Here is a 25070-nt window from a genome sequence, read left to right on the forward strand (position 1 = left end):
GATGAAGAAAATCCTGATCGCCACGGTCGCCAGCATGGTGCTGACCGGTGCCGCCGCCGCGCAAGAGGTGACCTTGCGCGTGCATCATTTCCTGTCGGCCGATGCACCGATCCAGGTCGGCGTGCTTGAGCCCTGGGAAAAGATGGTCGAGGAGCAATCCGGCGGTCGCATCGATGTGCAGCTGTTCCCCTCGATGCAGCTTGGCGGCAAGCCGCCGCAGCTTTTCGATCAGGCGCGTGACGGCATCGTCGATATCAGCTGGACGATTCTGGGCTACACGCCGGGCCGTTTCCCGATTTCCGAAGTGTTCGAACTGCCCTTCATGTCGGGAACCGCCACCGAGACCACGGCCGCGCTGCAGGAATTTCAGGCGAAATACCTGACCGAGGAGTTGCGAGAGGTCAAACCGCTGCTGCTGCACGCCCCGGCCAGCTACAAGGTGCATGTCAAGGGTGGCCCCGTGGCCAAGATGGCGGATCTGAGCGGGCTGAAAATCCGCACCCCGTCGCGCACCATGACCGATGGGCTTTCCGCCCTTGGCGCGACCCCCGTCGGCATGCCGGTCCCCGAAGTGACCCAGGCAATCAGCACCGGCGTCATCGACGGCACCGTGATCCCGTGGGAGGTGTTCGGATCGCTGCGCCTGGAAGAGGTGACCAAGCAGCATACCGAATTCGGCACGGAAAACGGCGGCATGTCCACCTCGATCATGGCGCTGGTGATGAACAAGGCGAAATATGACGCCCTGCCCGATGATCTGAAAAAGGTGATCGACGACAATTCCGGTCAGGCGCTGGCCGCGCTGGCGGGACAGGCTATGGATGACGAGGAAACCGCGCAGCGCCAGAAGGCGATTGATGCCGGCGCCACCATCACCGTGATCCCCGAGGATCAGCTGACCGAGTGGAAAGACGCCTCGCAGCCGGTTATCGACAACTGGGTCGCGACGATGACCGATGCGGGTCATGACGGTCAGGCGATTGTCGATGATGCAAAGGCCATGCTGGCCAAGGCGCAAGGCCAGTAATCATGGCCGATGCCGATATGATGACTGAACATGGTAAAGCTGTCCCGGTTCCGGGATGGCTTTACAAGCTTTGCGGCCTGTTCGCGGGGATCGGCGGCGTCACCTTGCTGGCGCTGATGCTGATGACGGTGGCCAGCGTGACCTTGCGCGCGGTGATCGGAAAACCGATTCCGGGCGATTACGAGATGGTCGAATTGTGCAGCGCGATTGCCATTTTCTGCTTTCTGCCCTGGTGTCAGGTGAATGCGGGCAATGTGCTGGTCGATTTCTTCACCCAGAAGACCTCGGCGCGCACCAACCACCTGCTGGAGGCTGTCGGAGATCTGCTTTACCTGCTGATCGCGGCGCTGCTGCTGTGGCGCATGATCCACGGCGCCAGCGAGATGCGCAGCTATGCCGAACAGACGATGGTGCTGCGACTGCCCGTCTGGACCAGCTTTATCGTCATCCTGCCCGCCACGGCGCTGCTGGTTGCCACCTGCACGGCCACGATGATGGGACATTTGCGGATGGCACGCACATGACCGGGATTGCCGCCGGGCTGACGGGTTTTGGCGTCTTGCTGGTGATGATGTTCCTGCGCATTCCGATTGGCGTGGCCATGCTGGCCGTGGGGATCGGAGGATACGGGCTTTACACAGGCGTGACGCCGCTTCTGGCCTTTCTGAAAACATCGGCCTTCTATCAATTCTCGACCTATTCGCTGTCGGTCATTCCGCTTTTCGTGCTGATGGGTGAATTCGCCACCCATGCCGGGATGAGCCGCGCGCTGTATCGGACCGCAGCGGCCTTTCTGGGCCATCGCCGGGGCGGGCTTGCCATGGCCTCGATCGGGGGCTGCGCGGCTTTTGGCGCGATCTGCGGCAGTTCGCTGGCCACAGCCGCCACCATGGGTCAGGTCGCCCTGCCCGAGATGCGCCGCTATAACTACAGCGGCGCGCTGGCCACGGGGTCGCTTGCGGCGGGGGGCACGCTGGGCATCCTGATCCCGCCTTCGGTCATTCTGGTGCTTTATGCGCTGATGGCGGAACAGAGCATTCCGAAAATGTTCGTCGCCGCGATGGTGCCGGGCATCCTTGCCGCGCTTGGCTATATGATCGCCATCTCGATCTTCGTGCGCCGCAACCCTGATGAAGGCCCCGCCGGCCCGCGCGTCGACTGGGCCGGGCGACTGGCCGCCCTGCGCGAGACCTGGAGCATCCTTCTGATCTTCGCGCTGGTCATCATCGGCATGTATCGCGGCTGGTTCACCCCCACCGAGGCCGCCGCCGTCGGCGCCTTCGGCGCGGGACTGCTGGCCATGATCCACGGCGGGATGCGGCTGAAAGGCCTGATGGCCTGTCTGCGCGGCACGGCCACGACCTCGGCCATGATCTTCCTGATCATGCTGGGGGCCGAGACCTTCAACGCCTTTCTGGCCCAGACACAGACGCCCATGCTGGCGGCCCGTGCCATCCAGAATTCGGGCATGGCGCCGATGCTGATCCTGATCGCGATCCTGCTGCTGTATATGGCGCTTGGCTGTGTCATGGATTCCATGTCCATGCTGCTGCTGACCATTCCGATCTTCTACCCGATCATCGGCGGGCTGGATTTCGGGATGCCGCGCGAAGATACGCTGATCTGGTTCGGCATTCTGGCCGTGGTCGTGGTCGAGGTCGGTCTGATCACGCCGCCTGTCGGGATGAATGTCTTTGTCATCAACGGCATGGCGCGGGATGTGCCGATGTGGGAAAGCTTCCGGGGCGTGCTGCCCTTCCTGATCAGCGACCTGATCCGGATTGCGCTGCTGATCCTGCTGCCCGTGCTGTCGCTTGGGCTGGTCAGGCTCTTCGGCTAGGCATTTTACCGCATCGAAGGAAAGGCCTGCCTGTTGCCCGGGCAGGCCTTTCTGTTACAGAGTTCCCGGCCGGTATGATCGGCCATAGTGCATTTGCAGAATGGGGCGCGGCGCGACATGAATTTCAGCTTTGACGGCAAATCCATCACCGTGAACATGCCCGACCAGCCCGGTCTGATGGCCGAGATCCGCCGCCGGTTCCGCGAAGGCGAAGGCTTTGCGCTGGCGACGATCAATCTGGACCATCTGGTCAAGCTGCGCAGCGACGCGGCCTTTCTGGATGCCTATGCCCGTCAGGATCTGGTCGTGGCCGATGGCAATCCCATCGTCTGGCTGTCGAAGCTGGCGGGCAAGCCGGTGGATCTGCTGCCCGGCTCGGACCTGGTGCTACCGCTGACGCGGCTTGCCGCGGATGAAACCGTGCCCGTCGCGCTGCTGGGCACGACCGATGCCGCGCTGGAGGCTGCGGCGGCCAGCCTTGCGGCGCAGGTTCCCAATCTGCAGATCACCTGCAAGATCGCGCCGCCCATGGGCTTTGACCCCGATAGCGAAGAAGCGCGCCGGATCCTGCATCAGGTCAGGGACAGCGGCGCGCGGCTGTGCTTTCTGGCCCTTGGCGCGCCCAAACAGGAACGGCTGGCGGCACGCGGCCGGGCCGAGGCACCCTCGGTCGGTTTCGCGTCGATCGGGGCGGGTCTGGACTTTCTGGCGGGCAATCAGAACCGCGCGCCGGAATGGGTGCGCAGGATCGCGATGGAATGGGCATGGCGGATGCTGTCCGCGCCGGGACGTCTGGTGCCGCGCTATGCAAAATGCTTTGCCATCCTGCCCGCCGAAACCATCTCGGCAATAAAACAGCGGCGCTGAACGCGCCGCTGAAAGCAGTCTGGCAAGGGAGATGTGATCAGCAGCCGGTGCGCGCGATCACGACCTTGATCGTCTGGGTCAGAATTCCGACGTCGCGGAAGAAGCTCAGCTCGCGCTCGTAATGATCGTCATACCAGGCGCGGGCCGCGAAAGAGGTGCTGTTGCGGCCAGCGATCTGCCAATAGCCGGTAATGCCCGGGCGCAGCTTGTAATAACCGTCGCCGCCATACATGCCTTCCTGCTCGGGCAGCATCGGGCGCGGTCCGATCAGGCTCATATCGCCCTTCATCACGTTCCACAGCTGCGGCAGCTCGTCCAGCGAACAGGCGCGCAGGATGCGACCGACAACGGTCACGCGCGGGTCCTGACGCAGCTTCTGGGTCCGTTCCCACTCGTCGCGGGCCTCGGGATTGGTTTCAAGATATTCCTGCAGATGCGCATCCGCATTCACCACCATCGTGCGCAGCTTCCACATCCGGTAGCTGCTGCCGCCACGTCCGATGCGCAATTGCGAATAGAACGGGTTGCGACGGTCACGAACCCAGACCATCAGCGCCAGGATCATGACAACGGGAACCACGACCGGCGAAGCAAGCAACACGAGTGCCATCTCCAGCGGGCGCTTGAACAGTCGGCGGTAAAGCCGGGGGTGGGTTACATTCTGGGAATTTCCATCCGCCGCACGAACCAGCGCACCGGTATGAGTCTCAAAAGCCATAATCGCCTACTTCATCACTACTAAACACACACACCGCAGCATGACAGGGGCCGGTTCTAGCCCGCGGTCCAGACGTCAACAGGAAGACGTTTCAAGGGCCGCTCTCCAAGCCAAACTGCGAAGTTCATCCACGCCAGTCACACTACCACCGACCGGCTGGCACGAGATAGCTAAAATTTTATGAATGGGAATATTAAACCTGTATTTTTGGATAATTTCGGTCCGATGAACGACATTTTGGGAACTAGGTTGCGGCACTAACAACTTTTAGTTGTGAGCAAGCTGGATTGGACAAATCCGTGCTTATTGACGATCCGAATCACGCCCGCGCCGAGGCCCTTCGACATCAGTTACGGGTTTTTCCGTGGCAACGGCTTGAACATGTCCGCAAACTCGGGGGTGCCGGGTCGAATTGCCGGATGTTTACTTCGACAGCCAGATAATATGCGTTTTTATTTTCGCAAGCTCAGGCGGCGCAAAGGATCCATGCGCTGGAAAAGAAAAAACCCGCCGACATCTGCGGCGGGTTTTCGGGTTGGACTTAAATCAGCGATCAGCCCAGACGATAATTCGGGCTTTCGCGCGTAATTTGCACATCATGCACATGGCTTTCCTTCAGACCCGCGCCGGTAATGCGGACGAATTGGCAATTGCGACGCATTTCATCGACGGTGGCGCATCCGGTATAGCCCATGGCGGCGCGCAGACCGCCGACCAGTTGGTGGACCACCGTTCCCGCCGGCCCCTTATAGGGGACCTGCCCCTCGATCCCTTCCGGCACCAGCTTGTCGGTCGCCGCATCCTTCTGGAAATAACGGTCGGCCGAGCCGCGCGCCATGGCCCCAAGGCTGCCCATGCCGCGATAGGATTTGAAGCTGCGGCCCTGATACAGGATGACCTCGCCCGGGCTTTCATCCGTGCCCGCAATGGCACTGCCCACCATGGCGCAGCTTGCGCCCGCCGCGATGGCCTTGGCGAAATCGCCCGAGAATTTGATCCCGCCATCGGCGATCACCGGCGTGTCGCCCGCCGCGCTGGCGGCATCCATGATCGCGGTCAGCTGCGGCACGCCGACGCCGGCCACGATCCGCGTGGTGCAGATGCTGCCCGGGCCGATGCCGACCTTGACCGCATCCGCCCCCGCATCGATCAGCGCACGGGCGCCTGACGCCGTGGCGACATTGCCGGCCACGACCTGCACCTCGTTCGAGAAGGCCTTGACCCGCTCCACCGCCTTGGCGACGCCGGCCGAATGCCCATGCGCCGTGTCGATCACCACCATATCGACGCCGGCCTCGATCAGCGCCTGACTGCGTTCATAGCCTTCATCGCCAACGGTCGAGGCCGCCGCCACGCGCAGCCGCCCCAGATCGTCCTTGCAGGCCAGCGGGTTCAGCACCGCCTTTTCCGTATCCTTCAGCGTCAGCAGACCCGTCAGCTTGCCCTGCCCGTCCGTCACCAGCAGCTTTTCGATCCGCCGCTCTTTCATCAGGCTGATCGCTTGCTGACGGTCCGCGGGTTCGACCAGCATGGCCAGATTGTCGCTGCTCATCATCATGCTGACCGGGGTCTTGTCATCGCTGGCAAAACGCATGTCGCGATTGGTCACGATCCCGACCACGCGGCCCGAGGCATCGACGACCGGAAAGCCGGTCACATTATATCTGTCCTGCAGCGCCTTTGCATCGGCCAGGGTCTGTTCGGGGCGCAAGGTGATCGGGTCATAGACGATCCCCGATTCGAAACGCTTCACGCGGCGGACCTCATCGGCCTGCTGATCGGTTGTCAGGTTGCGATGGATCACGCCGATGCCACCCGCCTGCGCCATGGCAATCGCCATCCGGCTTTCGGTGACCGTATCCATGGCTGACGACAGAAGCGGGATGTTCATCCGGATGGATCTGGTGACATGCGTGGTCACATCTGCGGTGGACGGCATGACCGTCGAGGCAGCGGGGACCAGAAGCACATCGTCGAATGTGAGGGCCTCACGAATCTGCATGGGGGGTTTCCTTGCGGCAATTTCGTTTGGCAGTTTCCCCTTTCACGGGCAGCGAATTTTGTCCAGAGCCGCGCGCCGCTTTCGGCATAAATCTTGCAGGCTGAAAACGCGGCGACAGATCGTTGCGCAGAAACCACGATGACCCGGCGTAAAGTTTCTTGCGACGTTAGGTCATATTAGAGTTTCATTTGATTTGACCTGCGATCACGATATTCTGAATATCAGGTCATCTGGCCTCATGAGGGAGGAATTCATGAAAATCACGATCACAGGTGCCGCCGCACTGCTTCTTGGCGCATCTCCGCTGCTGGCTGGCGGGATCGAACGCGCACCGCAATCTCTCGATGTTCTGTTCGAGAATGGCAACTATGCGGAGCTGACCTTCGGGGGTGTCGATCCCGAAATCGAAGGCAGGGACTTTGCCACCTTTGGCGGGTCGAAGACGGGCGATGTCGCCAAGGGCTATGGCTTCGTGGGTCTGGCCTACAAGCATCAGTTCAATGACAATGTCTCGGCTGCCATCATCATGGAACAGCCGTTTGGCAGCGACGTCCGCTATCCGACCATCGCGATGCCCGGCGACGAAGGCTCTGTCATGCTGGGCGGCACCGAAGCCGTGGTCGATTCGACCACCTTCACGGCGATCGGGCGCTACAAGTTCGACAATAACTTCTCGCTTCATGGCGGTCTGCGTGCATCCAAGGCCGAAGGTGACGTGACGCTGAACGGCGCGGCCTATGCGAACCGGGCGGTTCCGGCGGGCGATCCGCGCGCCATCGGACTGCAGGGCTATAACGCCAAGCTGGATTCGTCCTGGGGCTTTGGCTATGTCATCGGTGCAGCCTACGAAATTCCCGACCTCGCGGCTCGCGTCTCGCTGACCTATAACTCGTCGATCGAGCATGATTTCGACACCACCGAAAGCAGCCCCCTGTTCCCCACGGGCGAGGACAGCGAAACCAAGGTCAAGACCCCGCAATCGCTGACGCTGGAAGGCCGGACCGGCATTGCCGCCGACACGCTGCTGTTCGGTTCGATCCGCTGGGTGAAGTGGTCGGAGTTCAAGGTGAAGCCGGATGTTCTGGTCCGCGCACCGACGGCCGCGAATCCGCTGGGCTTCGGCGTCAGCCGCGGTCTGGTCGATCTTGAGGATACGACCACCTACACCATCGGCATAGGCCGCAGGTTCACGGAAAACTGGTCCGGCTCTGCCGCATTCATCTATGAGCCCACCACCGACGACAATGTGTCGCCGCTGGCGCCCTATGATGGCCGCAAGGGCATCCAGCTTGCCGCGATCTACACCAGGGACAATATGAAGATCACCACCGGCATCAGCTATTCCAAGCTGGGCGAAGCGAAAGCCTCGCCGGGTGGCACCCCGGTCGCGGATATGGGCGACGGCGATGCCCTGGGCATCGGCATCCGGGTCGGCTACAGCTTCTGATCCGATCTGAAATCCGGCGAAACCCCGCTTCTGCAAGCGGGGTTTTTCTTTTGGCTGTCGTGATTTGCCCCGAAGACTTCCCTAAATCGGCGCTGCGTTCTACCTATGCACCGACGGCAAGGGGATTCTGATGATTTACAGCAGCGGCAGCGAATGGCTTCGGGCAGCGAACAAGCGGATCGTGCTGTTCGGCATGTCGGGCCTGGGCAAGACCCATCTTTCGAACATGCTGCGCGAGGCCGGCGACTGGTTCCACTATTCGGTCGATTACCGCATCGGCACCCGATATATGGGCGAATTCATCGCCGATAACTTCAAGCGCGAGGCGATGAAGGTGCCCTTTCTGCGCGATCTGCTGCTGTCCGACAGCGTCTATATCGCCAGCAATATCACCTTTGACAATCTGGCGCCGCTTTCGACCTATCTGGGCAAGCCGGGCAGTCCCAGCCGGGGCGGGCTGCCCTTTGACGACTATTGCCTGCGCCAGAACCAGCATCGGCAGGCCGAGATCGCGGCGCTTCTGGACACCCGGCATTTCATCGGCCGCGGGCGCGACATCTATAATATCCCGAATTTCGTCTGTGACAGTGGCGGCTCGATCTGCGAAGTGGTCGATCCCGAAGATCCCAAGGATCCCGTGCTGACGGCGCTGGAACAGGATCTGCTGATGATCTGGATCAAGGGGTCAGAGGCGCATACGGCGGAACTGGTCCGCCGCTTCGACCGTGCGCCGAAGCCGATGTATTACCAGCCCGAGTTTCTGGAAAAGGCCTGGATCGCCTACCGGGTTGAAAAAGGCCTGCAAGAGGACGAAGTAAATCCCGACGACTTCATCCGCTGGACCTATGCCCGCGCGCTGGCCCATCGTCAGCCGCGCTATCAGGCGATGGCCCGGCGCGGAGTCACCGTCACCGCCGAAGAAGTGTCCGAGATCAATACCGTCACCGATTTCAATACGCTGATCGCCCACGCGATCGATCGCAAGGATAGCTGAAATGCCCATCACCCTGAACGAAAGCCTTCCCGCCTATCGCATCCTGTCGGATGAGGGCGTGATGGTCATGTCGCCGGGGCGCGCGGCCACGCAGGACATCAGACCCTTGCGGATCGGGTTGCTGAACCTGATGCCCAAGAAGATCCAGACCGAAAACCAGTTTGCCCGGCTGATCGGCGCGACACCGCTGCAGATCGATTTTCAGCTGATCCGCATGTCCGACCATGAAAGCCGGAACACCGCCGCCGATCACATGGCCAGCTTCTATCGTCCCTTCCGCGAGGTGCAGCAGACGGGCGAAAAATTCGACGGTCTGGTCATTACCGGCGCCCCGATCGAGCATCTGCCCTTCGAGGATGTCACCTATTGGCAGGAACTGACCCAGGTCTTCGACTGGACGCGCACCCATGTGCATTCGACCTTCGGGGTCTGCTGGGGCGGCATGGCCATGGCCTGGTATTTTCACGGCCTCGGCAAATATATGCTGGACCACAAGGCCTTTGGCTGTTTCCGGCATCATAATTTCGCCCCGGCCTCGCCTTTCCTGCGGGGCTTTTCGGATGATGTGCTGGTGCCTGTCAGCCGCTGGACCGAGGTCCGCCAGGAAGAGGTCGATGCCCGACCCGGATTGAAAACTCTGCTGGCAAGTCAGGAGGTTGGCCCCTGCCTGCTGGAAGATGCATCCAATCGCGCGCTGTATATCTTTAACCATCTGGAATATGACAGCACCACGCTGAAGGAAGAATATGACCGCGATATCAGCGCCGGAAAACCCGTCGATGTGCCGCGCAACTATTATCCCGACGACGATCCCGGCAAGCCGCCCTCGAACCGCTGGCGCAGCCATGCCCATCTGCTTTACGGTAACTGGATCAACGAGATCTATCAGACCACCTGGTACGACATGGACCGCATTGGAGGATAGGACGTCATGAGCGCGCTGCCGGAACTGCCATATGTGGGTGAAATCACCAAAGCCCTGAAAGACGCGCCCAAAGAGATCCAGCAAGCGATCAGGGATGCGGATAAGGACGACATCCTCGACGCCAGCTATCCCTATCGCGAAGAGATGCCCAAGAAAGAGTACGAGCGTCATATGGAGCGGTTGCAGCTGCAACTGGTGCGCATGATGCATGACGTCGTTCACAGCGAAAAGCGTCTGGTCGTGCTGTTCGAGGGGCGCGATGCCGCAGGCAAGGGCGGCACCATCGAACGCATGCGCGAGAATCTGAACCCGCGATCCGCCTATATCGTGGCTCTGCCCAAACCGAACGAGCGTGAGGCCGGGCAATGGTATTTTCAGCGTTACGTGGACTGGCTGCCGGGCGCGGGGGAAATCGCGCTGTTCGACCGCAGCTGGTACAATCGCGGCGTGGTCGAGCGGGTCTTTGGCTTTTCGACCGAAAAGCAGCGCGATGCGTTTTTCCGGCAATTGCCCGAATTCGAACAGATGCTGGTCGATGACGGGATCATTCTGGTCAAGCTGTGGCTGAATGTCGGCCGCGAGGAACAGTTCCGCCGCTTTCTGGCGCGGGAAGAGGATCCGCTGAAACAGTGGAAGCTGTCGCGGATCGATGTCGAGGGTCTGGGCAAATGGGACGATTACACCACGGCCATTCGCGACACGCTCAGCCTGTCGCATTCCCCGATTGCGCCCTGGACCGTGATCCTGTCCGATGACAAGCGCCGCGCGCGGATCGCCGCGATCCAGACCGTCCTGAACGCGGTAGATTACGCCGGCAAGGACGACAAGGCAATCGGCCAGATCGACCACCAGATCTGCGGCGGCCCGGAATTGCTGCGCGGATGATCCGCGCGGCGCTGATCTGGCTTCTGCTGGCGCTGCCGCTTGCGGCGCAGGATCTGCCCGCCTGGCAGCATACCAGCATCAATGACTTTGCCCGCGTTTTGCAGGGCGACGATATCCGGGTGCTGGATCAGGCCCTGATCCGGCTGTTCGATGAGACGGATATCGAAGGCACCGTGGTCACGCTGGACAATCGCGCGGCATTCGGCGGTCAGGACGGGCTGGAACCCTTTGCCACGCGGCTTTTCAACCATTGGGGCGTGGGCGATGCGCAGCGCAATGACGGCTTCATGGTGCTGGTTCTGGTGGGCGACCGCGAAGTCAGGATCGAACTGGGCGCGGGCTACCGGCGCGAGGCCGATCTGATCGCGCAGGATATCGTGAACAACCTGATGCTGCCGGAATTCCGCTCGGACCGCCTGTCTGCGGGGATCCGCAAGGGCACGCTGGCCGTGATCGACGAAATCGCCCGACCCACGGCCGCTGGCGATGAATTGCGCAAGGTGCCCGGAAAATCGCGCCTGCCAGAGGTGATCGGGCTTGGCATGTTCGGTTTCATCATCTTTCAGATCATCCGCAACCGGGTCAAGAAGGCAAAGCGGCGCAGATGCCCGGACTGCGGCGGCCATGGCGTGATCGAGGAACGCGGCCCGGAACCCGTCGGGCTTGACGCGCAGGGCAACCAGATCCGGCAAAGCTATTGGCGGGCCTGCCCAAGCTGCGGCTGGCGCGGGCCGGTTTATTTCGGCAGCAATCGCGACAGCAGGCGCGGCAATCGCCGTTCAAGCGGCGGGTTCGGCGGCGGAAGATCCTCGGGCGGCGGGGCCTCGGGGCGCTGGTGACGCGCGGGTCAAAATCCCGCTATTGACATTTGCGTCACGAATGGGCGGCGGGCGCCAAGTCTCTTGCGTGGTTTGCGGGTGGCGGCTAGCGTTGTGGGGAAACCGCTCAACGGAAGGCCAATTTATGCGCTTACTGACCACCACATCCCTTGTCGCCATGATCGCCCTGCCCGCCTTTGCGGCCGATGGCGAATTGACCGTCTTTGACTGGGCCGGCTTTGAAGAGCCAGAGATCTTTCAGGGCTATGTCGATCAGCATGGCGAAAATCCGACCTTCGCCTTTTTCGGCGACGATGATGAGGCCTTCCAGAAAATGGCCTCGGGCTTCAAGGCCGATGTCGTCCATCCCTGCAGCCAGATGGTCAGCAAATACCGCGATGCCGGGCTGATCGAACCCTGGGACACCACGAAGATCCCGAATTTCGACAAGATCGACGCCAAATTCCTGGATTCCGAGGTGTTCAAGGATGATCAGGGCGTCTGGTATATCCCCACCGATTGGGGCGCGACGGCCATCGCCTATAATTCGGAAACCGTCCCGGCCGAGGATGTCTCGACCCTGCAGGTTTTCGTCGATCCGAAATATCAGGGCCGTGTCTCTTTGCCCGATAGTTCGGACGATGTCTGGGCGCTGGCCTATCTGGCGACCGGCACGACGGACTGGACCGATGTCAGCGACGAACAATTCGCCGCCGCCGCCGACTGGCTGCGCAAGGCGCATCAGAATGTCACCGCCTATTGGGCCGATCCCTCGGAACAGGCGCAGCTGATGGCCTCGGGCGCGGTGGATATCGCCTGGTCCTGGAACGATGGGGTCGTCTATCTGCAAGAGGATGATTATCCCGTGGGCTTCCAGCGTTCGCCGGTCGAGGGGTCCTCGACCTTTTTCTGCGGCTTCGTGAATGTGAAGGACGGACCCGGCGTCGAGCAGAAAGCCTATGATTTCATCAATGCTTGGCTGGAGCCCTCGGCCGGGAAGGGCCTGCTGGACGCGATCGGCTATGGCCATACCTCGACCGAGGCGATGGCGACGATTGCCGATGAGCCTGCTGTCAAGGCGGGGCTGAGCGAGCTGGACGTGCCGGTGCTGGCGCAGACGCCGAATGATCCGGCGCAGCGTGAACGGCAGCTGGCCGAGTTCGAGAAGATCAAGGCCGGCTTCTGATCCGGCACAGGCGGGGGCTGTCTGCCCCCGCACCCCCGAGGATATTTGCACAAAGAAGAACGTCATTCCGCGGGATTATGGGTGCGGCTCATAATCTTCTGGAAAACTATGAATTTGCCGATGGCGGCCGGAACGCTTATGTAGCGGTCTTGCTGTATTGAGGCTGAACATGACCGGACTTGCCAGATCCCCCGTATTCGAGGCGCTGAACCGCGCTGCCGCAGAGCGTATCCTGATCCTTGACGGGGCGATGGGCACGCAGATCCAGCAGCTTGGGCTGGGCGAGGATGATTATACCGGGCATGGGTCGGGTCATGTTTGTCGCCATCATTCGGACCATCCGCAGCAGGGCAATAACGATCTGCTGATCCTGACCCAGCCTGAGGCGATCGAAGAGATCCATTATCGCTATGCCATGGCCGGTGCCGATATTGTCGAGACGAATACGTTTTCGGCAACCACCATTGCCCAGGCCGATTACGGCATGCAGGACGCGGTGCATGATCTGAATGTCGAGGGCGCGCGGGTGGTGCGCCGGGCGCTGGACCGGGCGACCGCAGAGGATGGCAGGCCGCGTTTCGTAGCAGGCGCGATCGGGCCGACGAACCGGACCGCCTCGATCAGTCCGGATGTGAACAATCCCGGCTACCGTGCGGTCAGTTTTGACGATCTGCGGCTGGCCTATCTGCAGCAGGCCCGGGGGCTGATTGCGGGCGGCGCCGATATTCTGCTGATCGAGACCATTTTCGACACGCTGAACGCCAAGGCCGCGATCTTTGCCTGTATCGAGGCGATGGAAGCGCATGGGCAGGCCTTGCCGCTGATGATTTCGGGCACGATCACCGATGCCTCGGGGCGGACATTGTCGGGGCAGACGCCCACGGCCTTCTGGTATTCGGTGCGCCATGCCCGCCCGTGGAGCGTCGGGCTGAACTGTGCGCTTGGGGCTGCGGCGATGCGGCCGCATCTGGCCGAACTGTCGGGCGTGGCCGAAACGCAGATCTGCGCCTATCCCAATGCCGGGCTGCCCAATGCGTTTGGCCAATATGACGAGGGTCCGCAGGATACCGCGCCTCAGGTCGCGGAATTCGCCCGCGAAGGTCTGGTCAATATCGTTGGCGGCTGCTGTGGCACGACGCCGGATCATATCCGCGCCATTGCCGAGGCCGTGGCCTCTTACGCGCCAAGAAAGGTGCCTGAATATGCATGAACGCCTGCTGCGCCTTTCGGGGCTGGAACCCTTTACGCTGACCGCTGACATTCCCTTCGTGAATGTCGGAGAGCGTACCAACGTCACAGGCAGCGCCCGGTTTCGCAAGCTGATCACCAATCGCGATTACGCCACCGCGCTGGAGGTGGCCCGCGATCAGGTGGAAAACGGCGCCCAGATCATCGATGTGAACATGGATGAGGGGCTGATCGACAGCCGCGCCGCGATGGTCGAATTTCTGAACCTGCTGGCGGCAGAGCCCGATATTGCCCGCGTGCCGATCATGATCGACAGTTCCAAATGGGAGGTGATCGAGGCCGGGTTGCAATGCGTGCAGGGCAAGCCGGTGGTGAACTCGATCAGTCTCAAGGAGGGGGAAGAGCAGTTCATTCATCACGCCCGGCTGTGTCTGGCCTATGGTGCGGCGGTCGTGGTCATGGCCTTTGACGAGGATGGGCAGGCCGACAGCTTCCAGCGCAAGACCCAGATCTGCGCCCGCGCCTATAAGGTGCTCACCGAGGACGTGGGCTTTCCGCCTGAGGATATCATCTTCGATCCCAATATCTTTGCCGTCGCCACCGGCATCGAGGAGCATAACAATTACGGCGTCGATTTCATCGAGGCCACCCGCTGGATCCGCCAGAACCTGCCGCATGCCCATGTCTCGGGCGGGGTGTCGAACCTGTCCTTCAGCTTTCGCGGCAATGAGCCCGTGCGCGAGGCGATGCATGCCGTCTTTCTGTATCACGCCATTCAGGCGGGCATGGATATGGGCATCGTCAATGCCGGTCAGTTGGCCGTTTACGATCAGATCGACCCGGACCTGCGCGAGGCCTGCGAGGATGTGGTTCTGAACCGCCGCGACGATGCGACCGAGCGGCTGTTGGAGATTGCCGAGCGTTTCCGTGGCGAAGGCGGCGGCAAGAAGCGCGAGAAAGACCTGTCCTGGCGCGAATGGTCGGTGGAAAAGCGGCTGGAACATGCGCTGGTCAATGGCATCACCGATTATATCGAGGCGGACACGGAAGAGGCGCGGCAGCAGGCCGAACGCCCGCTGCATGTGATCGAAGGCCCGCTGATGGCCGGGATGAACGTGGTCGGCGATCTGTTCGGCGCGGGCAAGATGTTCCTGCCACAGGTGGTGAAATCGGCCCGGGTGATGAAGCAGGCCGTGGCCGTGCTGCTGCCCTATATGGAGGCCGAAAAGGCCGCGAATGGCGGTGGCGGGCGGGAAAGCGCCGGCAAGATCCTGATGGCCACGGTCAAGGGCGACGTCCACGACATCGGCAAGAATATCGTCGGTGTCGTGCTGGCCTGCAACAATTACGAGGTGATCGATTTGGGGGTGATGGTGCCCGCGCAGAAGATCCTCGAAGTGGCGCGCGACGAAAATGTCGATGTGATCGGCCTGTCGGGTCTGATCACCCCGTCGCTGGATGAAATGGTCCATGTCGCGGCCGAGATGGAGCGCGAGGATTTCCATGTGCCGCTGCTGATCGGCGGGGCGACGACCTCGAAGATCCACACGGCGGTGAAGATCGCGCCCCGCTATCACAAGGGCGCAGCGGTCTATGTCACCGATGCCAGCCGGGCCGTGGGCGTCGTCTCATCCCTGCTGAGCCCGTCGCAGCAGCAAAGCTATATCGAGGGCATCCGCGCCGAATATACCGATGTGGCCGAACGGCATGAGCGGTCGGAAGCGGCCAAGCAGCGCCTGCCGCTGCAGGCCGCGCGCGACAATGCCTATCGGATCGACTGGACGGATTACCGCGCCACCGCGCCCTCTTTCATCGGAACGCGGGTCATTGACGACTGGGATCTGGCCGAGATCGCGCGCTATATCGACTGGACCCCCTTCTTCCAGACATGGGAGCTGAAGGGCGTCTATCCGCGTATTCTGGAGGATGAGAAACAGGGCGAAGCCGCGCGTACCCTTTTCGCCGAGGCGCAGGAGATGCTGGCCCGGATCATCGAGGGCAAGTGGTTCCGGCCGCGCGCCGTGGTCGGTTTCTGGCCCGCCAATACGGTGGGCGACGATATCCGCCTGTTCACCGATGAGAACCGCTCGGACGAGTTGGCCACGCTGCACACCCTGCGTCAGCAGGTGACGAAGCGTGGCGGGCGGCCGAATGTGGCGCTGTCCGATTTCGTCGCGCCCGAAGGCACCGCGCCCGATTATGTCGGCGGTTTCGTCGTCACCGCAGGCCCCGAGGAAAGCGAAATCGCCGCCCGCTATGAACGCGCGAATGACGATTACGGCGCCATCATGGTCAAGGCGCTGGCCGACCGCTTTGCCGAGGCCATGGCCGAGATGCTGCATGAACGTGTGCGCAAGGAGTATTGGGGCTATGCGGCGGATGAGGATCTTTCGAATGCCGAGCTGATCGCGGAAGCCTATCACGGCATTCGCCCGGCGCCGGGCTATCCGGCACAGCCCGATCACACCGAAAAGCTGACCTTGTTCCGGCTGCTGGATGCCGAGGCGACGACGGGTGTCGAACTGACCGAAAGCATGGCGATGTGGCCGGGATCCTCGGTCTCGGGCCTCTATATCGGCCATCCCGAGGCTTATTATTTCGGTGTCGCCAAGATCGAGCAGGATCAGGCCCGCGATTATGCCGCCCGCAAGGGCATGTCGCTGGAAGAGGCCGAACGCTGGCTGGCCCCGGTGCTGAACTACACGCCGCGCAAGACGGCATCCGACGCGGCTTGAACCGGAACCTTTCACTGTGGCGGGTACAGCGGCCCGACAAAAAAGCCCCGCAGAGATTGCGGGGCTTTTTGCGTTCAGTCCGAACTGTCGCGGGAATAGACATCCTCGTACCGGATAATGTCATCTTCGCCCAGATAGCTGCCGGTCTGCACCTCGATCAGGACCATCGGCACCTTGCCGGGATTCTCCATCCGGTGGACCGCGCCCAGCGGCACATAGATCGACTGGTTTTCCGTCACCAGCGTCACCGTTTCATCCACCGTCACGCGGGCCGTGCCCGACACCACGATCCAATGTTCCGAGCGGTGGACATGGCTTTGCAGCGACAGCGCGGCGCCCGGCTTGACCACGATCCGCTTGACCTGAAAGCGGTCGGCCAGGGCCAGCGTCTCGAACCAGCCCCAGGGGCGGTGATCGCGGGGAAAGGCCTCTGCCTGTTTGCGGCCCCTGGATTTCAGCACCTGAACCGCCTGCCGCACATCCTGCGCGCGGGATTTATCGGCCACCAGCACCGCATCCGAGGTCGCAACGACCATCGTGTCCTTCAGCCCGATCCCGACCACCTCGATATCGTCGCTATCCGATCGTAGCAGCACATCTTCGCAATCGATGGCGGTGGAGTGATCATCGGTGACCACGCCCGCATCGGAAGGGGTCGAGATCAGTTCCTCGCGCCACAGCGCATCCCATCCGCCCAGATCGGACCAGCGGTCCGAAAAGCGCACGACGGTCAGGTTGTCGGCCTTTTCCATCACCGCATAGTCGATGGACAGATCGGGCAGCCCTTCCCACGGGTCGCGGGCCAGACGCAGAAAGCCGATATCGTCGCGCGCCTGATCGATGGCGGCCTGCACCGGCTCCAGATATTCGGGGGCATGGGCGCGGAACGCGTCGATCATGGTCTGGGCGCTGAACAGGAAAATCCCCGCATTCCACAGGAAATTACCGGCGGCCAGCATCTGGGCCGCGCGGTCGGCATCGGGTTTTTCGACAAAGCGCGCCAGCGGCTGCGGGCCGTCGCCCTGCCCGGCCAGTTCCAGATAGCCATAGCCGGTTTCGGGCCGGTCGGGGGTGATGCCGAAGGTGACGATGCGCCCCGTGGTCGCGGGGGCGATGCCCTGCTGAACCGCGGCGGCAAAGGCATCGGCATCCGGGATCACGTGATCCGACGGCGCCACCAGCAGCAATTGCGCCGGATCCTGCCGCGCCACCATCAGCGCCGCCGCAAGCACCGCCGGCGCGGTGTTGCGCCCCGCCGGTTCGATGGCGATGGCGCCGGGCGCGATCTGGATCTGGTCCAACTGCTCGGCCACGATGAAGCGGAAATCGGCATTGGTCATCACGATGGGATCGGCATAGCCCGGACCCGACAGGCGCCGGGCCGAGGCCTGAAACAGCGTCTCTTTCCCGGTCAGCGGCGCGAATTGCTTGGGAAAGCTTTTGCGCGATACCGGCCACAGCCGCGTTCCCGATCCCCCTGCCATCAAAACAGGCGTGATTTTAACCATGACCAACTTCCTTACAGACGCAAATTTTCCGGCACATTACCCAGAAGCGATCCCGACGGGAAGTGACCGGATCAAAATGGTGCTATTCCGCCTTCATCGGCTGCCCCGCGACATAGGTTTGCGCAATCGCGCGGTCGTCGCCCATGATCTGCAGGATGAACAATTCCTCGGCCAGGGTCTGTGCGCGTTGCATCCGCAGCGCCATGGCCGGGGTCGCCTGCGCGTCCAGAACGACCAGATCGGCATCCGATCCGGGTGCCAGCGTGCCGATCCGGTCCTGCATCCCAAGCGCCAGCGCATTGCCGCGCGTGGCCCAGTGAAAGGCTGACAGCGGGTGCAGCTTCTGCCCGCGCAATTGCAGGATCTTGTAGCCTTCGTTCAGCGTCTGCAGCATGGAATAGCTGGTGCCGCCGCCGACATCGGTGGCCACGCCGCTGACCACGCCCGCGGCGCGCAGCCCGGCCTCATCGAACAGACCCGATCCCAGAAACAGGTTCGAGGTCGGGCAGAACACCGCCCGGCTGCCGGTTTCGGCCATGCGCCGGATTTCGCGGTCGCGCAGGTGGATCGAATGGCCCAGAAGCAGCCTGTCCGAAAGCAGGCCGTATGTTTCGTAGATGTCCAGATAATCGCGCGCCTTTGGATAAAGGCTGAGGGTGTAGTCGATTTCCTCAAGATTTTCGGACAGGTGGGTCTGGATATGGCAATCGGGATATTCCCGCGCCAGTTGGCCCGTCATCTCCAGCTGTTCGGGGGTCGATGTGATGGCGAAGCGCGGCGTGATGGCATAGCGCTGACGCCCGCGCCCGTGCCATTTTTCCAGCAGAGCCTTGCTGTCGTCATAGCCCGATTGCGGCGTGTCCAGCACGGCTTCGGGGGCATTGCGGTCCATCATCACCTTGCCCGCGATCATCGCCATATTCCGGGCCTCGGCGGCAGAGAACAACGCCTCGGCGCTTTCGGGATGGACAGAGCAGAAGGCGACTGCCGTGGTCGTGCCATGTGCCGTCAGCAGGTCCAGAAAAGCCCCGGCCATCGCGCCCGCGTGACCCTGCTGGCCAAAGCGCGCCTCTTCGGGGAAGGTATAGGTGTTCAGCCAGTCCAGAAGCTGCGCGCCCCAGGATCCGATCACCTGAACCTGCGGGAAATGGATATGGGTATCGATGAAGCCCGGCAGGATCAGGTTCGGGTGATGGTCGATTTCGGGCAGGTCGGGCCGGGCCAGATCGGCGTGATCGCCCACGGCGCGGATGCGTCCATCCTCGATCAGGATCGCACCGTCTTCGAGGTAGCGGTGATTTTCGTCCGTTTCGGCCGGATCGGCATGAAAGTCGAGGACACGGCCCCGGATCAGCTGTTGCATGGATATTTTTTCACAAAAGATGTGGCAGTCAGCCGCGCGGTCAATTCGGCGGCGGTGAAGGCGGCGATGACGGCGGGGCGCTTGTCGGGGCTGAAACCTGCGCCGATGGGGCAGATCAGCTGTGACGGATCAAGCTGGCGCTGGCGGGCAAAGCGGGTGAATTGCGCGCGTTTCGTGGCGCTGCCGATCATGCCGATATAGCTGAGATGGGGATGTTGCAGCGCCTCGGCCGCCAGCAGGAAATCCAGCGCGTGGTCATGGGTCAGGATGATCACCGCACTGCCCGGGCGGGCGCTGCGGATCAGCGATTCCGGCAGCGGGGTCAGATGGGCGGGAATGGCGGGATCGGCCAAGGCCAGTTCGTCCGCGCGGCTGTCGATCAGCAGCGGTTTTACCGGCAGCGGCAGCAGGGCGCGGGCCAGAGCGCGGCCGACATGGCCCGCGCCGAAGATCAGCGCATCGGGCAGGTCCTCGGCCTTGGGCGTGCCGCGATCCAGTTCCAGCAGCACCCGCCCGCCGCAGCATTGGCCGATTTCGGGGCCAAGCGGGATGTCCATCTGCACCCGATCCTCGGCCCGCCGCAGCATCTGGCGGGCGCGGTCGATGGCCATATATTCCATCTGCCCGCCGCCGATCGTGCCGCTGACGCGATCGGCGGTCACGATCATCTCGGCCCCCGCCTCACGCGGGGTCGAGCCGCGCGCGCTGATGACCCGGACACGGATCATGGGCGCAGCTTTTCGATGGCCATCAGCACGCGTTCGGGCGTGGCAGGCGCATCGAGCCGGGCAGGTTCGCGGTAATCGGTGAAGGAGGCCACAGCCATGTTCAGCGCCTCGAAGACCGAGATGCCCAGCATGAAGGGCGGCTCGCCCACGGCCTTGCTGCGCTTGATGGTGCGTTCGCTGTTTTCCGACCAGTCGGCCAGCCGGACATTGAAGATACGCGGCTTGTCCGAGGCCAGCGGGATCTTGTAGGTCGAGGGGGCATGGGTGCGCAGCTGCCCCTTGTCGTCCCACCACAGTTCCTCGCAGGTCAGCCAGCCGGTGCCCTGCACGAAGGCGCCTTCGACCTGGCCACGGTCAATCGCCGGGTTCAGGCTGCGGCCGACATCGTGGATGACATCGCTGCGGTCGATCACATATTCACCGGTCAGCGTATCGACTGACACTTCGGAGACCGCGGCGCCATAGGCGTAGTAATAGAAGGGTCGCCCCTTGCCCGTGGCGCGGTCCCAATGGATCTGCGGCGTCTTGTAAAAGCCCGCAGCCGACAGGTGGATCCGCGCCATATAGGCGGCCTTGATCGCCTCATCGAAGGGCACGCGATGATCGCCCGCGACGATGTGACCCGGCACGAATGTCACCAGATCGGGCGCGACCTGCCAGCGTTCGGCGACGAATTCGACCAACCGCGCCTTGATCTGATTGGCCGCATCCAGCGCCGCCATGCCGTTGAGGTCCGTGCCGGAAGAGGCGGCCGTGGCCGAGGTATTGGGCACCTTTTCGGTCGTGGTGCGGGTGATCTTGATGCGGCTGATATCGCATTGGAAGGCCTCGGCCACGACCTGCGCGACCTTGGTGTTCAGGCCCTGCCCCATCTCGGTCCCGCCATGGTTCAGCGCGATGGAGCCGTCATTATAGATATGGATCAGGGCGCCTGCCTGATTGAACCAGGTGGCGGTAAAGCTGATGCCGAATTTCACCGGTGTCAGCGCGATCCCCTTGCGGATGGTGCCGCCCTTTGCGTTCCAGTCCAGCACCGCCTGCCGCCGGGCCTGATAATCGCTGCTGGCTTCCAGTTCCTGAAAGATGCGCGGCAGGATCTGATCGGTGACCTCTTGATGGTAGGGGGTCAGCTGGCCGTTCTGATAGAGGTTCAGCTTGCGGATCTCCAACGGATCGCGGCCAAGCGCATAGGCGATTTCCTCGATCATCCGTTCGGCCACGATCACCCCTTGCGGGCCGCCAAAGCCGCGAAAGGCGGTGTTGCTGACGGTGTTGGTGCGCATCGGATGGCTGCTGACCCGGACATCGGGATAGTAATAGGCATTATCGGCGTGAAACAGCGCGCGATCCGTCACCGGGCCGGACAGATCGGCCGAAAAGCCGCAGCGCGCGTACCAGTCGCCCTGCACCGCCAGGATCCTGCCCTGATCGTCAAAGCCGACCTCGTAATCGACGACGAAATCGTGGCGTTTGCCGGTGGCGGTCATGTCGTCATCGCGGTCGGGCCGGATTTTCACCGCCCGCTTCCATTTCTTCGCGGCAATCGCGGCAATGCAGGCGAACAGGTTCATCTGCGTTTCCTTGCCACCGAAACCGCCCCCCATGCGGCGCACATTCACCACCACGGAATGCGAGGGCACCTGCAGCGCATGGGCGACCATATGCTGCACTTCGGAGGGGTGCTGGGTCGAGACATTGATCGTGACCTCGTCATCCTCGCCGGGGACGGCCATCGCGATCTGGCCTTCCAGATAGAAGTGATCCTGCCCGCCAATGGCAAAGCGCCCCTTGATGCGGCGCGGTGCGGCGGCCATGCCCCGATCGGCATCGCCGCGCCGCAGGGTCAGCGGTTCGGTGACATAGCCCATATCCGCCTCAAGCGCGGCCATCGGATCCAGCGCATGGGGCAGTTCCTCATATTCGATCTTTGCCTTGGCGGCGGCGCGGCGGGCCTGATCGCGGGTTTCGGCGATCACCGCAAAGACCGGCTGGCCCCAGAACAGCACCTTGCCATCCGCCAGGATCGGATCGTCATGCTTGCCATTGGGCGAGACGTCATTTTCGCCCGGAATATCGGCGGCGGTCATCACGTCGATCACGCCGGGGCTGCGGCGCACCGCGTCCAGATCCAGCGAGGCGATCCGGCCATGTGCGCAGCTGGACAGGCCCAGATAGGCGTGCAGCAGGCCCGCAGGCTCGTTCAGGTCATCGGTGTAATCGGCCAGACCCTGCACCTGCTTGATGGCGGAATCGTGGATCGTGTCGCTATGGGCCAGACCGCGAATGGTGGTGTCGTCTTTCATGCTCACTCTCCCACGGCATATTGCAGGCGGACCGGCAGATCCGGTTCGCTATGTTCCAGCCAGAAGCGGCGGAACAGGTTGGCGGCGACGCTGCTGCGATATTCGGCACTGGCGCGCCAGTCGCTGAGCGGCTGGAAATCCTGCGCCACGGCGCTTGCGGCGGCGTTGAAGCTGTCAGCGGCAAAGGGCTGGCCGGTCAGGGCAGCCTCGGCTGCGGTGGCGCGTTTGGGGATCCCGGCCATGCCGCCAAAGGCGACCCGGGCCTCGGTGATGACATCACCTTCGACGCGCAGGCAGAAGGCCGCGGCGACGGCGGTGATATCGCTGTCGCGGCGTTTCGAGATCTTGTAGGCGGCGATCAGGGCGCCCGGCTGTCGCGGAATGATCACCTCTTCGACGAATTCGCCGGGGGCGCGGTCCTGTTTGCCATAGTCGATGAAGTAATCCTCCAGCGCGAGTTCGCGCCGGTCATCGCCCTTGCGCAGCACGATCCGCGCGCCAAGCGCGATCAGCAGCGGCGGGCTGTCCCCGATGGGAGAGCCATTGGCGATATTGCCGCCGATGGTGCCCATGTTGCGCACCTGCCAGCCGCCGATGCGCAGCAGGTAATCATGGGCCTGCAGCAGATAATCGCGAAAGACCGGGACGGCCTCGCTATAGGTCACGCCCGCGCCCAGCCGGATCTGGTCATCGCTGACCGTGATCCCCTTCATCAGATGGCCAATGAAAATCGCGGGAGAGATATCGCGCAGGAATTTCGTCACCCACAGGCCCACATCGGTGGCGCCCGACACCAGCGTCGCCCCGGGCTCGGCCAGCAGCAGCCCGGCCAGATCGTCGTCATTGGCGGGGATGATGGCGCGTTCGCCGTCGCGCGTCAGCTCGATCCGCTGGCCCTGCATCGCCTGCAGGCGCGCCCGCACGCTGTCGCGTTCGGCGCTCAGTGCGTCCTGCGCCTGACCGCCCGCGCGACCTGCCTGCAAGGCGGCCTTGATGATCGGCTCATATCCGGTGCAGCGGCACAGATTGCCCTGCAGGGCGGTCTCGATCTCGGTCACGCCGGCGTCGGGATTGCTCATCCACAGCCCGTAAAGCGACATCACGATGCCCGGCGTGCAGAAACCGCATTGGCTGCCGTGATTTTCAACCATCGCCGCCTGAACCGGGTGCAGCCCGCCTTCGGGCGATTTCAAATGCTCGATCGTGACGACATGGGTGCCGTGGCACGAGGCCAGAAAGCGGATGCAGGCATTGATCGGTTCATAGACCAGCCCGGTCCCGGTCAGCCGTCCCAGAAGCACGGTGCAGGCGCCGCAATCGCCCTCGGCGCAGCCTTCCTTGGTTCCGGTCAGGCGGCGGGCAATGCGCAAATGATCCAGCAACGTATCGGAGGGCCCGACATCGGTCAGGACAATCTCTTGATCATTCAGCAGAAAACGCATCTGGGGCGTCATGGCATTCCTCTTGGCTGTGAACCCGGCAGTCAGCTTAGGACGGAAAAAACCATTGCGAAATCTGTCGCAACACGGAAGACTTTACACGAATCCTTGAAAGCGACCCATCAAAATGTCCTATTTAGAAAGCCTCCGCGTTTTTGTTCGCGTTGTCGAGCTTGGCTCGATCACCTCTGGCGGGCGCGATCTGCGCCTGTCGCCGGCCGTGGCCTCGAACCGAATCAAGGATCTTGAAAATCGCTTTGGTGTCCGGCTGCTGAACCGTACCACGCGCAAGCTGACCCCGACCGAGATCGGGCGCGCCTTCTATGACCATGCCCGCCGCGTCATCGACACGCTGGAAGAGGCAGAGGCGATGGTCTCGACCTTTTCCAGCCGCCCGCAGGGGGTGATCCGGCTGACCGCGCCGCTGGGCCTTGGACGGCGGCTGATCGCGCCGCTGATCCCCGGTTTCTGCGCGGAAAATCCGGGTGTCGAGTTCCGCCTGCGGCTGTCGGATCGCAATGTGAATATCGTCGAGGATGCGATCGATCTGGCGTTTTTTCTGGGCGAGCCTGCCGATTCCGCGCTGAAATGGCGCAAGATCGCCGAGGCGCCGCGCGTGCTGGTCGCCTCGCCCGATTATCTGCGCGCACATGGCACCCCGCGCACCCCCGAGGATCTGACCGGGCATAACTGCCTGTTGCTGCGCTATCCGCGCAGCCCAGAATTCTACTGGTCGCTGCAGACCGAGGACGGGCCGCGCAAGATGATGGTGACGGGCAAGTTCGACACGGATGACGGCGATGTGCTGACCGGCTGGGCGCTGAGCGGAGAGGGTATTGCCAATCGCCCCCGCTACGAGGTCGCCCCGGATCTGAAATCGGGCAGGCTGGTCGAGATCCTGCCCGACACCCCGCCCGTTCCGGCCCAGTTCGGCTGTCTGACACCGCATCGGCGCCTGCAGGATCCCAAGGTCCGCATGTTCGCCGATTACGCCGTGCGAGAGCTGAAGAAAGTCTTTTGACCCGGCGATCCCGCCCGGAGAAAGGGCGGGATCACCGGGCCGGACCGGATCGGAGGGTGACCGGGCATTCCGGTCG

At 62.6% G+C, this 25070-nt stretch carries 20 protein-coding genes; 13 read left to right on the top strand and 7 right to left on the bottom strand.

From position 1 onward, the window contains the following. Position 1 precedes the first annotated feature (1 nt). From JHX87_RS03915 to JHX87_RS03930, 4 genes are all read left to right on the top strand, one after another. The gene (locus JHX87_RS03915) at positions 2 to 1027 is read left to right on the top strand and encodes a TRAP transporter substrate-binding protein (RefSeq protein ID WP_271882511.1); all 1026 of its coding nucleotides are present in this window, start codon (positions 2 to 4) and stop codon (positions 1025 to 1027) included. 2 nt (positions 1028 to 1029) lie between these two features. Then, positions 1030 to 1551 carry a TRAP transporter small permease gene (locus tag JHX87_RS03920; protein WP_271882512.1) on the top strand — a complete coding sequence of 174 codons (522 nt, stop codon included), beginning with the start codon at positions 1030 to 1032 and terminating at the stop codon, positions 1549 to 1551. Next, positions 1548 to 2867 (top strand): TRAP transporter large permease, encoded by a 1320-nt coding sequence (locus JHX87_RS03925; protein ID WP_271882513.1) that lies wholly within the window; start codon positions 1548 to 1550, stop codon positions 2865 to 2867. The genes JHX87_RS03920 and JHX87_RS03925 overlap by 4 nt, the downstream gene beginning before the upstream one ends. 117 nt (positions 2868 to 2984) lie before the next feature. Next, the gene (locus JHX87_RS03930; RefSeq protein WP_271883456.1) at positions 2985 to 3734 is read left to right on the top strand and encodes a WecB/TagA/CpsF family glycosyltransferase; all 750 of its coding nucleotides are present in this window, start codon (positions 2985 to 2987) and stop codon (positions 3732 to 3734) included. 37 nt (positions 3735 to 3771) lie between these two features. Here the strand turns inward: JHX87_RS03930 and JHX87_RS03935 are convergent, their stop codons facing one another. Both JHX87_RS03935 and guaB read right to left on the bottom strand, forming a co-directional pair. Next, entirely contained in the window at positions 3772 to 4452 is a 681-nt protein-coding gene (locus JHX87_RS03935) for a sugar transferase (RefSeq protein WP_271882515.1), read from the bottom strand. 553 nt (positions 4453 to 5005) lie between these two features. Then, positions 5006 to 6454, bottom strand: a complete 1449-nt coding sequence (gene guaB / locus JHX87_RS03940; RefSeq protein WP_271882517.1) for an IMP dehydrogenase — start codon at positions 6452 to 6454, stop codon at positions 5006 to 5008. Positions 6455 to 6707: 253 nt separating this feature from the next. On the opposite strand from guaB, the gene JHX87_RS03945 reads away from it, so the two are divergent. The 8 genes from JHX87_RS03945 (at position 6708) to metH (ending at position 16632) form a co-directional block, all read left to right on the top strand. Then, a complete protein-coding gene (locus tag JHX87_RS03945) occupies positions 6708 to 7901 on the top strand; it encodes an OmpP1/FadL family transporter (RefSeq protein ID WP_271882519.1) in 1194 nt (397 codons plus the stop codon). Between the two features lie 130 nt (positions 7902 to 8031). Continuing rightward, positions 8032 to 8895: an ATPase gene (locus JHX87_RS03950; protein WP_271882520.1), complete on the top strand. Its 864-nt coding sequence runs from the start codon at positions 8032 to 8034 to the stop codon at positions 8893 to 8895. A 1-nt stretch (position 8896) separates the two neighbouring features. Continuing rightward, entirely contained in the window at positions 8897 to 9820 is a 924-nt protein-coding gene (locus tag JHX87_RS03955; protein ID WP_271882522.1) for a homoserine O-succinyltransferase, read from the top strand. Positions 9821 to 9826: 6 nt separating this feature from the next. After that, entirely contained in the window at positions 9827 to 10705 is an 879-nt protein-coding gene (gene ppk2, locus JHX87_RS03960; RefSeq protein WP_271882524.1) for a polyphosphate kinase 2, read from the top strand. Then, on the top strand, positions 10702 to 11544 hold the full coding sequence (locus JHX87_RS03965) for a TPM domain-containing protein (protein ID WP_271882526.1): 843 nt from the start codon (positions 10702 to 10704) through the stop codon (positions 11542 to 11544). The genes ppk2 and JHX87_RS03965 overlap by 4 nt, the downstream gene beginning before the upstream one ends. A gap of 124 nt (positions 11545 to 11668) precedes the next feature. Beyond that, complete coding sequence (locus tag JHX87_RS03970) at positions 11669 to 12709, top strand: ABC transporter substrate-binding protein (RefSeq protein ID WP_271882528.1); 1041 nt, start codon at positions 11669 to 11671, stop codon at positions 12707 to 12709. Between the two features lie 169 nt (positions 12710 to 12878). Next, the gene (locus JHX87_RS03975) at positions 12879 to 13919 is read left to right on the top strand and encodes a homocysteine S-methyltransferase family protein (protein ID WP_271882530.1); all 1041 of its coding nucleotides are present in this window, start codon (positions 12879 to 12881) and stop codon (positions 13917 to 13919) included. Continuing rightward, entirely contained in the window at positions 13912 to 16632 is a 2721-nt protein-coding gene (metH, locus tag JHX87_RS03980) for a methionine synthase (protein ID WP_271882532.1), read from the top strand. Before JHX87_RS03975 ends, metH begins: the two co-directional genes overlap by 8 nt. 74 nt (positions 16633 to 16706) lie before the next feature. On the opposite strand, the gene JHX87_RS03985 is transcribed toward metH, so the two are convergent. The 5 genes from JHX87_RS03985 to xdhA form a co-directional block, all read right to left on the bottom strand. Beyond that, positions 16707 to 18140 (bottom strand): mannose-1-phosphate guanylyltransferase/mannose-6-phosphate isomerase, encoded by a 1434-nt coding sequence (locus JHX87_RS03985; protein WP_271882534.1) that lies wholly within the window; start codon positions 18138 to 18140, stop codon positions 16707 to 16709. An 82-nt stretch (positions 18141 to 18222) separates the two neighbouring features. Beyond that, positions 18223 to 19503, bottom strand: coding sequence for a guanine deaminase (guaD, locus tag JHX87_RS03990; protein WP_271882536.1), 1281 nt, complete (start codon positions 19501 to 19503; stop codon positions 18223 to 18225). Next, positions 19491 to 20231: a xanthine dehydrogenase accessory protein XdhC gene (gene xdhC, locus JHX87_RS03995; protein WP_271882538.1), complete on the bottom strand. Its 741-nt coding sequence runs from the start codon at positions 20229 to 20231 to the stop codon at positions 19491 to 19493. Before xdhC ends, guaD begins: the two co-directional genes overlap by 13 nt. Further along, positions 20228 to 22534 carry a xanthine dehydrogenase molybdopterin binding subunit gene (gene xdhB, locus JHX87_RS04000; protein ID WP_271882540.1) on the bottom strand — a complete coding sequence of 769 codons (2307 nt, stop codon included), beginning with the start codon at positions 22532 to 22534 and terminating at the stop codon, positions 20228 to 20230. The genes xdhC and xdhB overlap by 4 nt, the downstream gene beginning before the upstream one ends. Before the next feature lie 2 nt (positions 22535 to 22536). Then, on the bottom strand, positions 22537 to 23988 hold the full coding sequence (gene xdhA, locus JHX87_RS04005) for a xanthine dehydrogenase small subunit (protein WP_271882542.1): 1452 nt from the start codon (positions 23986 to 23988) through the stop codon (positions 22537 to 22539). Between the two features lie 112 nt (positions 23989 to 24100). On the opposite strand from xdhA, the gene JHX87_RS04010 reads away from it, so the two are divergent. Beyond that, positions 24101 to 24994 (top strand): LysR family transcriptional regulator, encoded by an 894-nt coding sequence (locus JHX87_RS04010; protein ID WP_271882544.1) that lies wholly within the window; start codon positions 24101 to 24103, stop codon positions 24992 to 24994. Positions 24995 to 25070 lie beyond the last annotated feature (76 nt).

It is taken from the genome of Paracoccus fistulariae (assembly GCF_028553785.1).
Taxonomy (GTDB): domain Bacteria; phylum Pseudomonadota; class Alphaproteobacteria; order Rhodobacterales; family Rhodobacteraceae; genus Paracoccus; species Paracoccus fistulariae.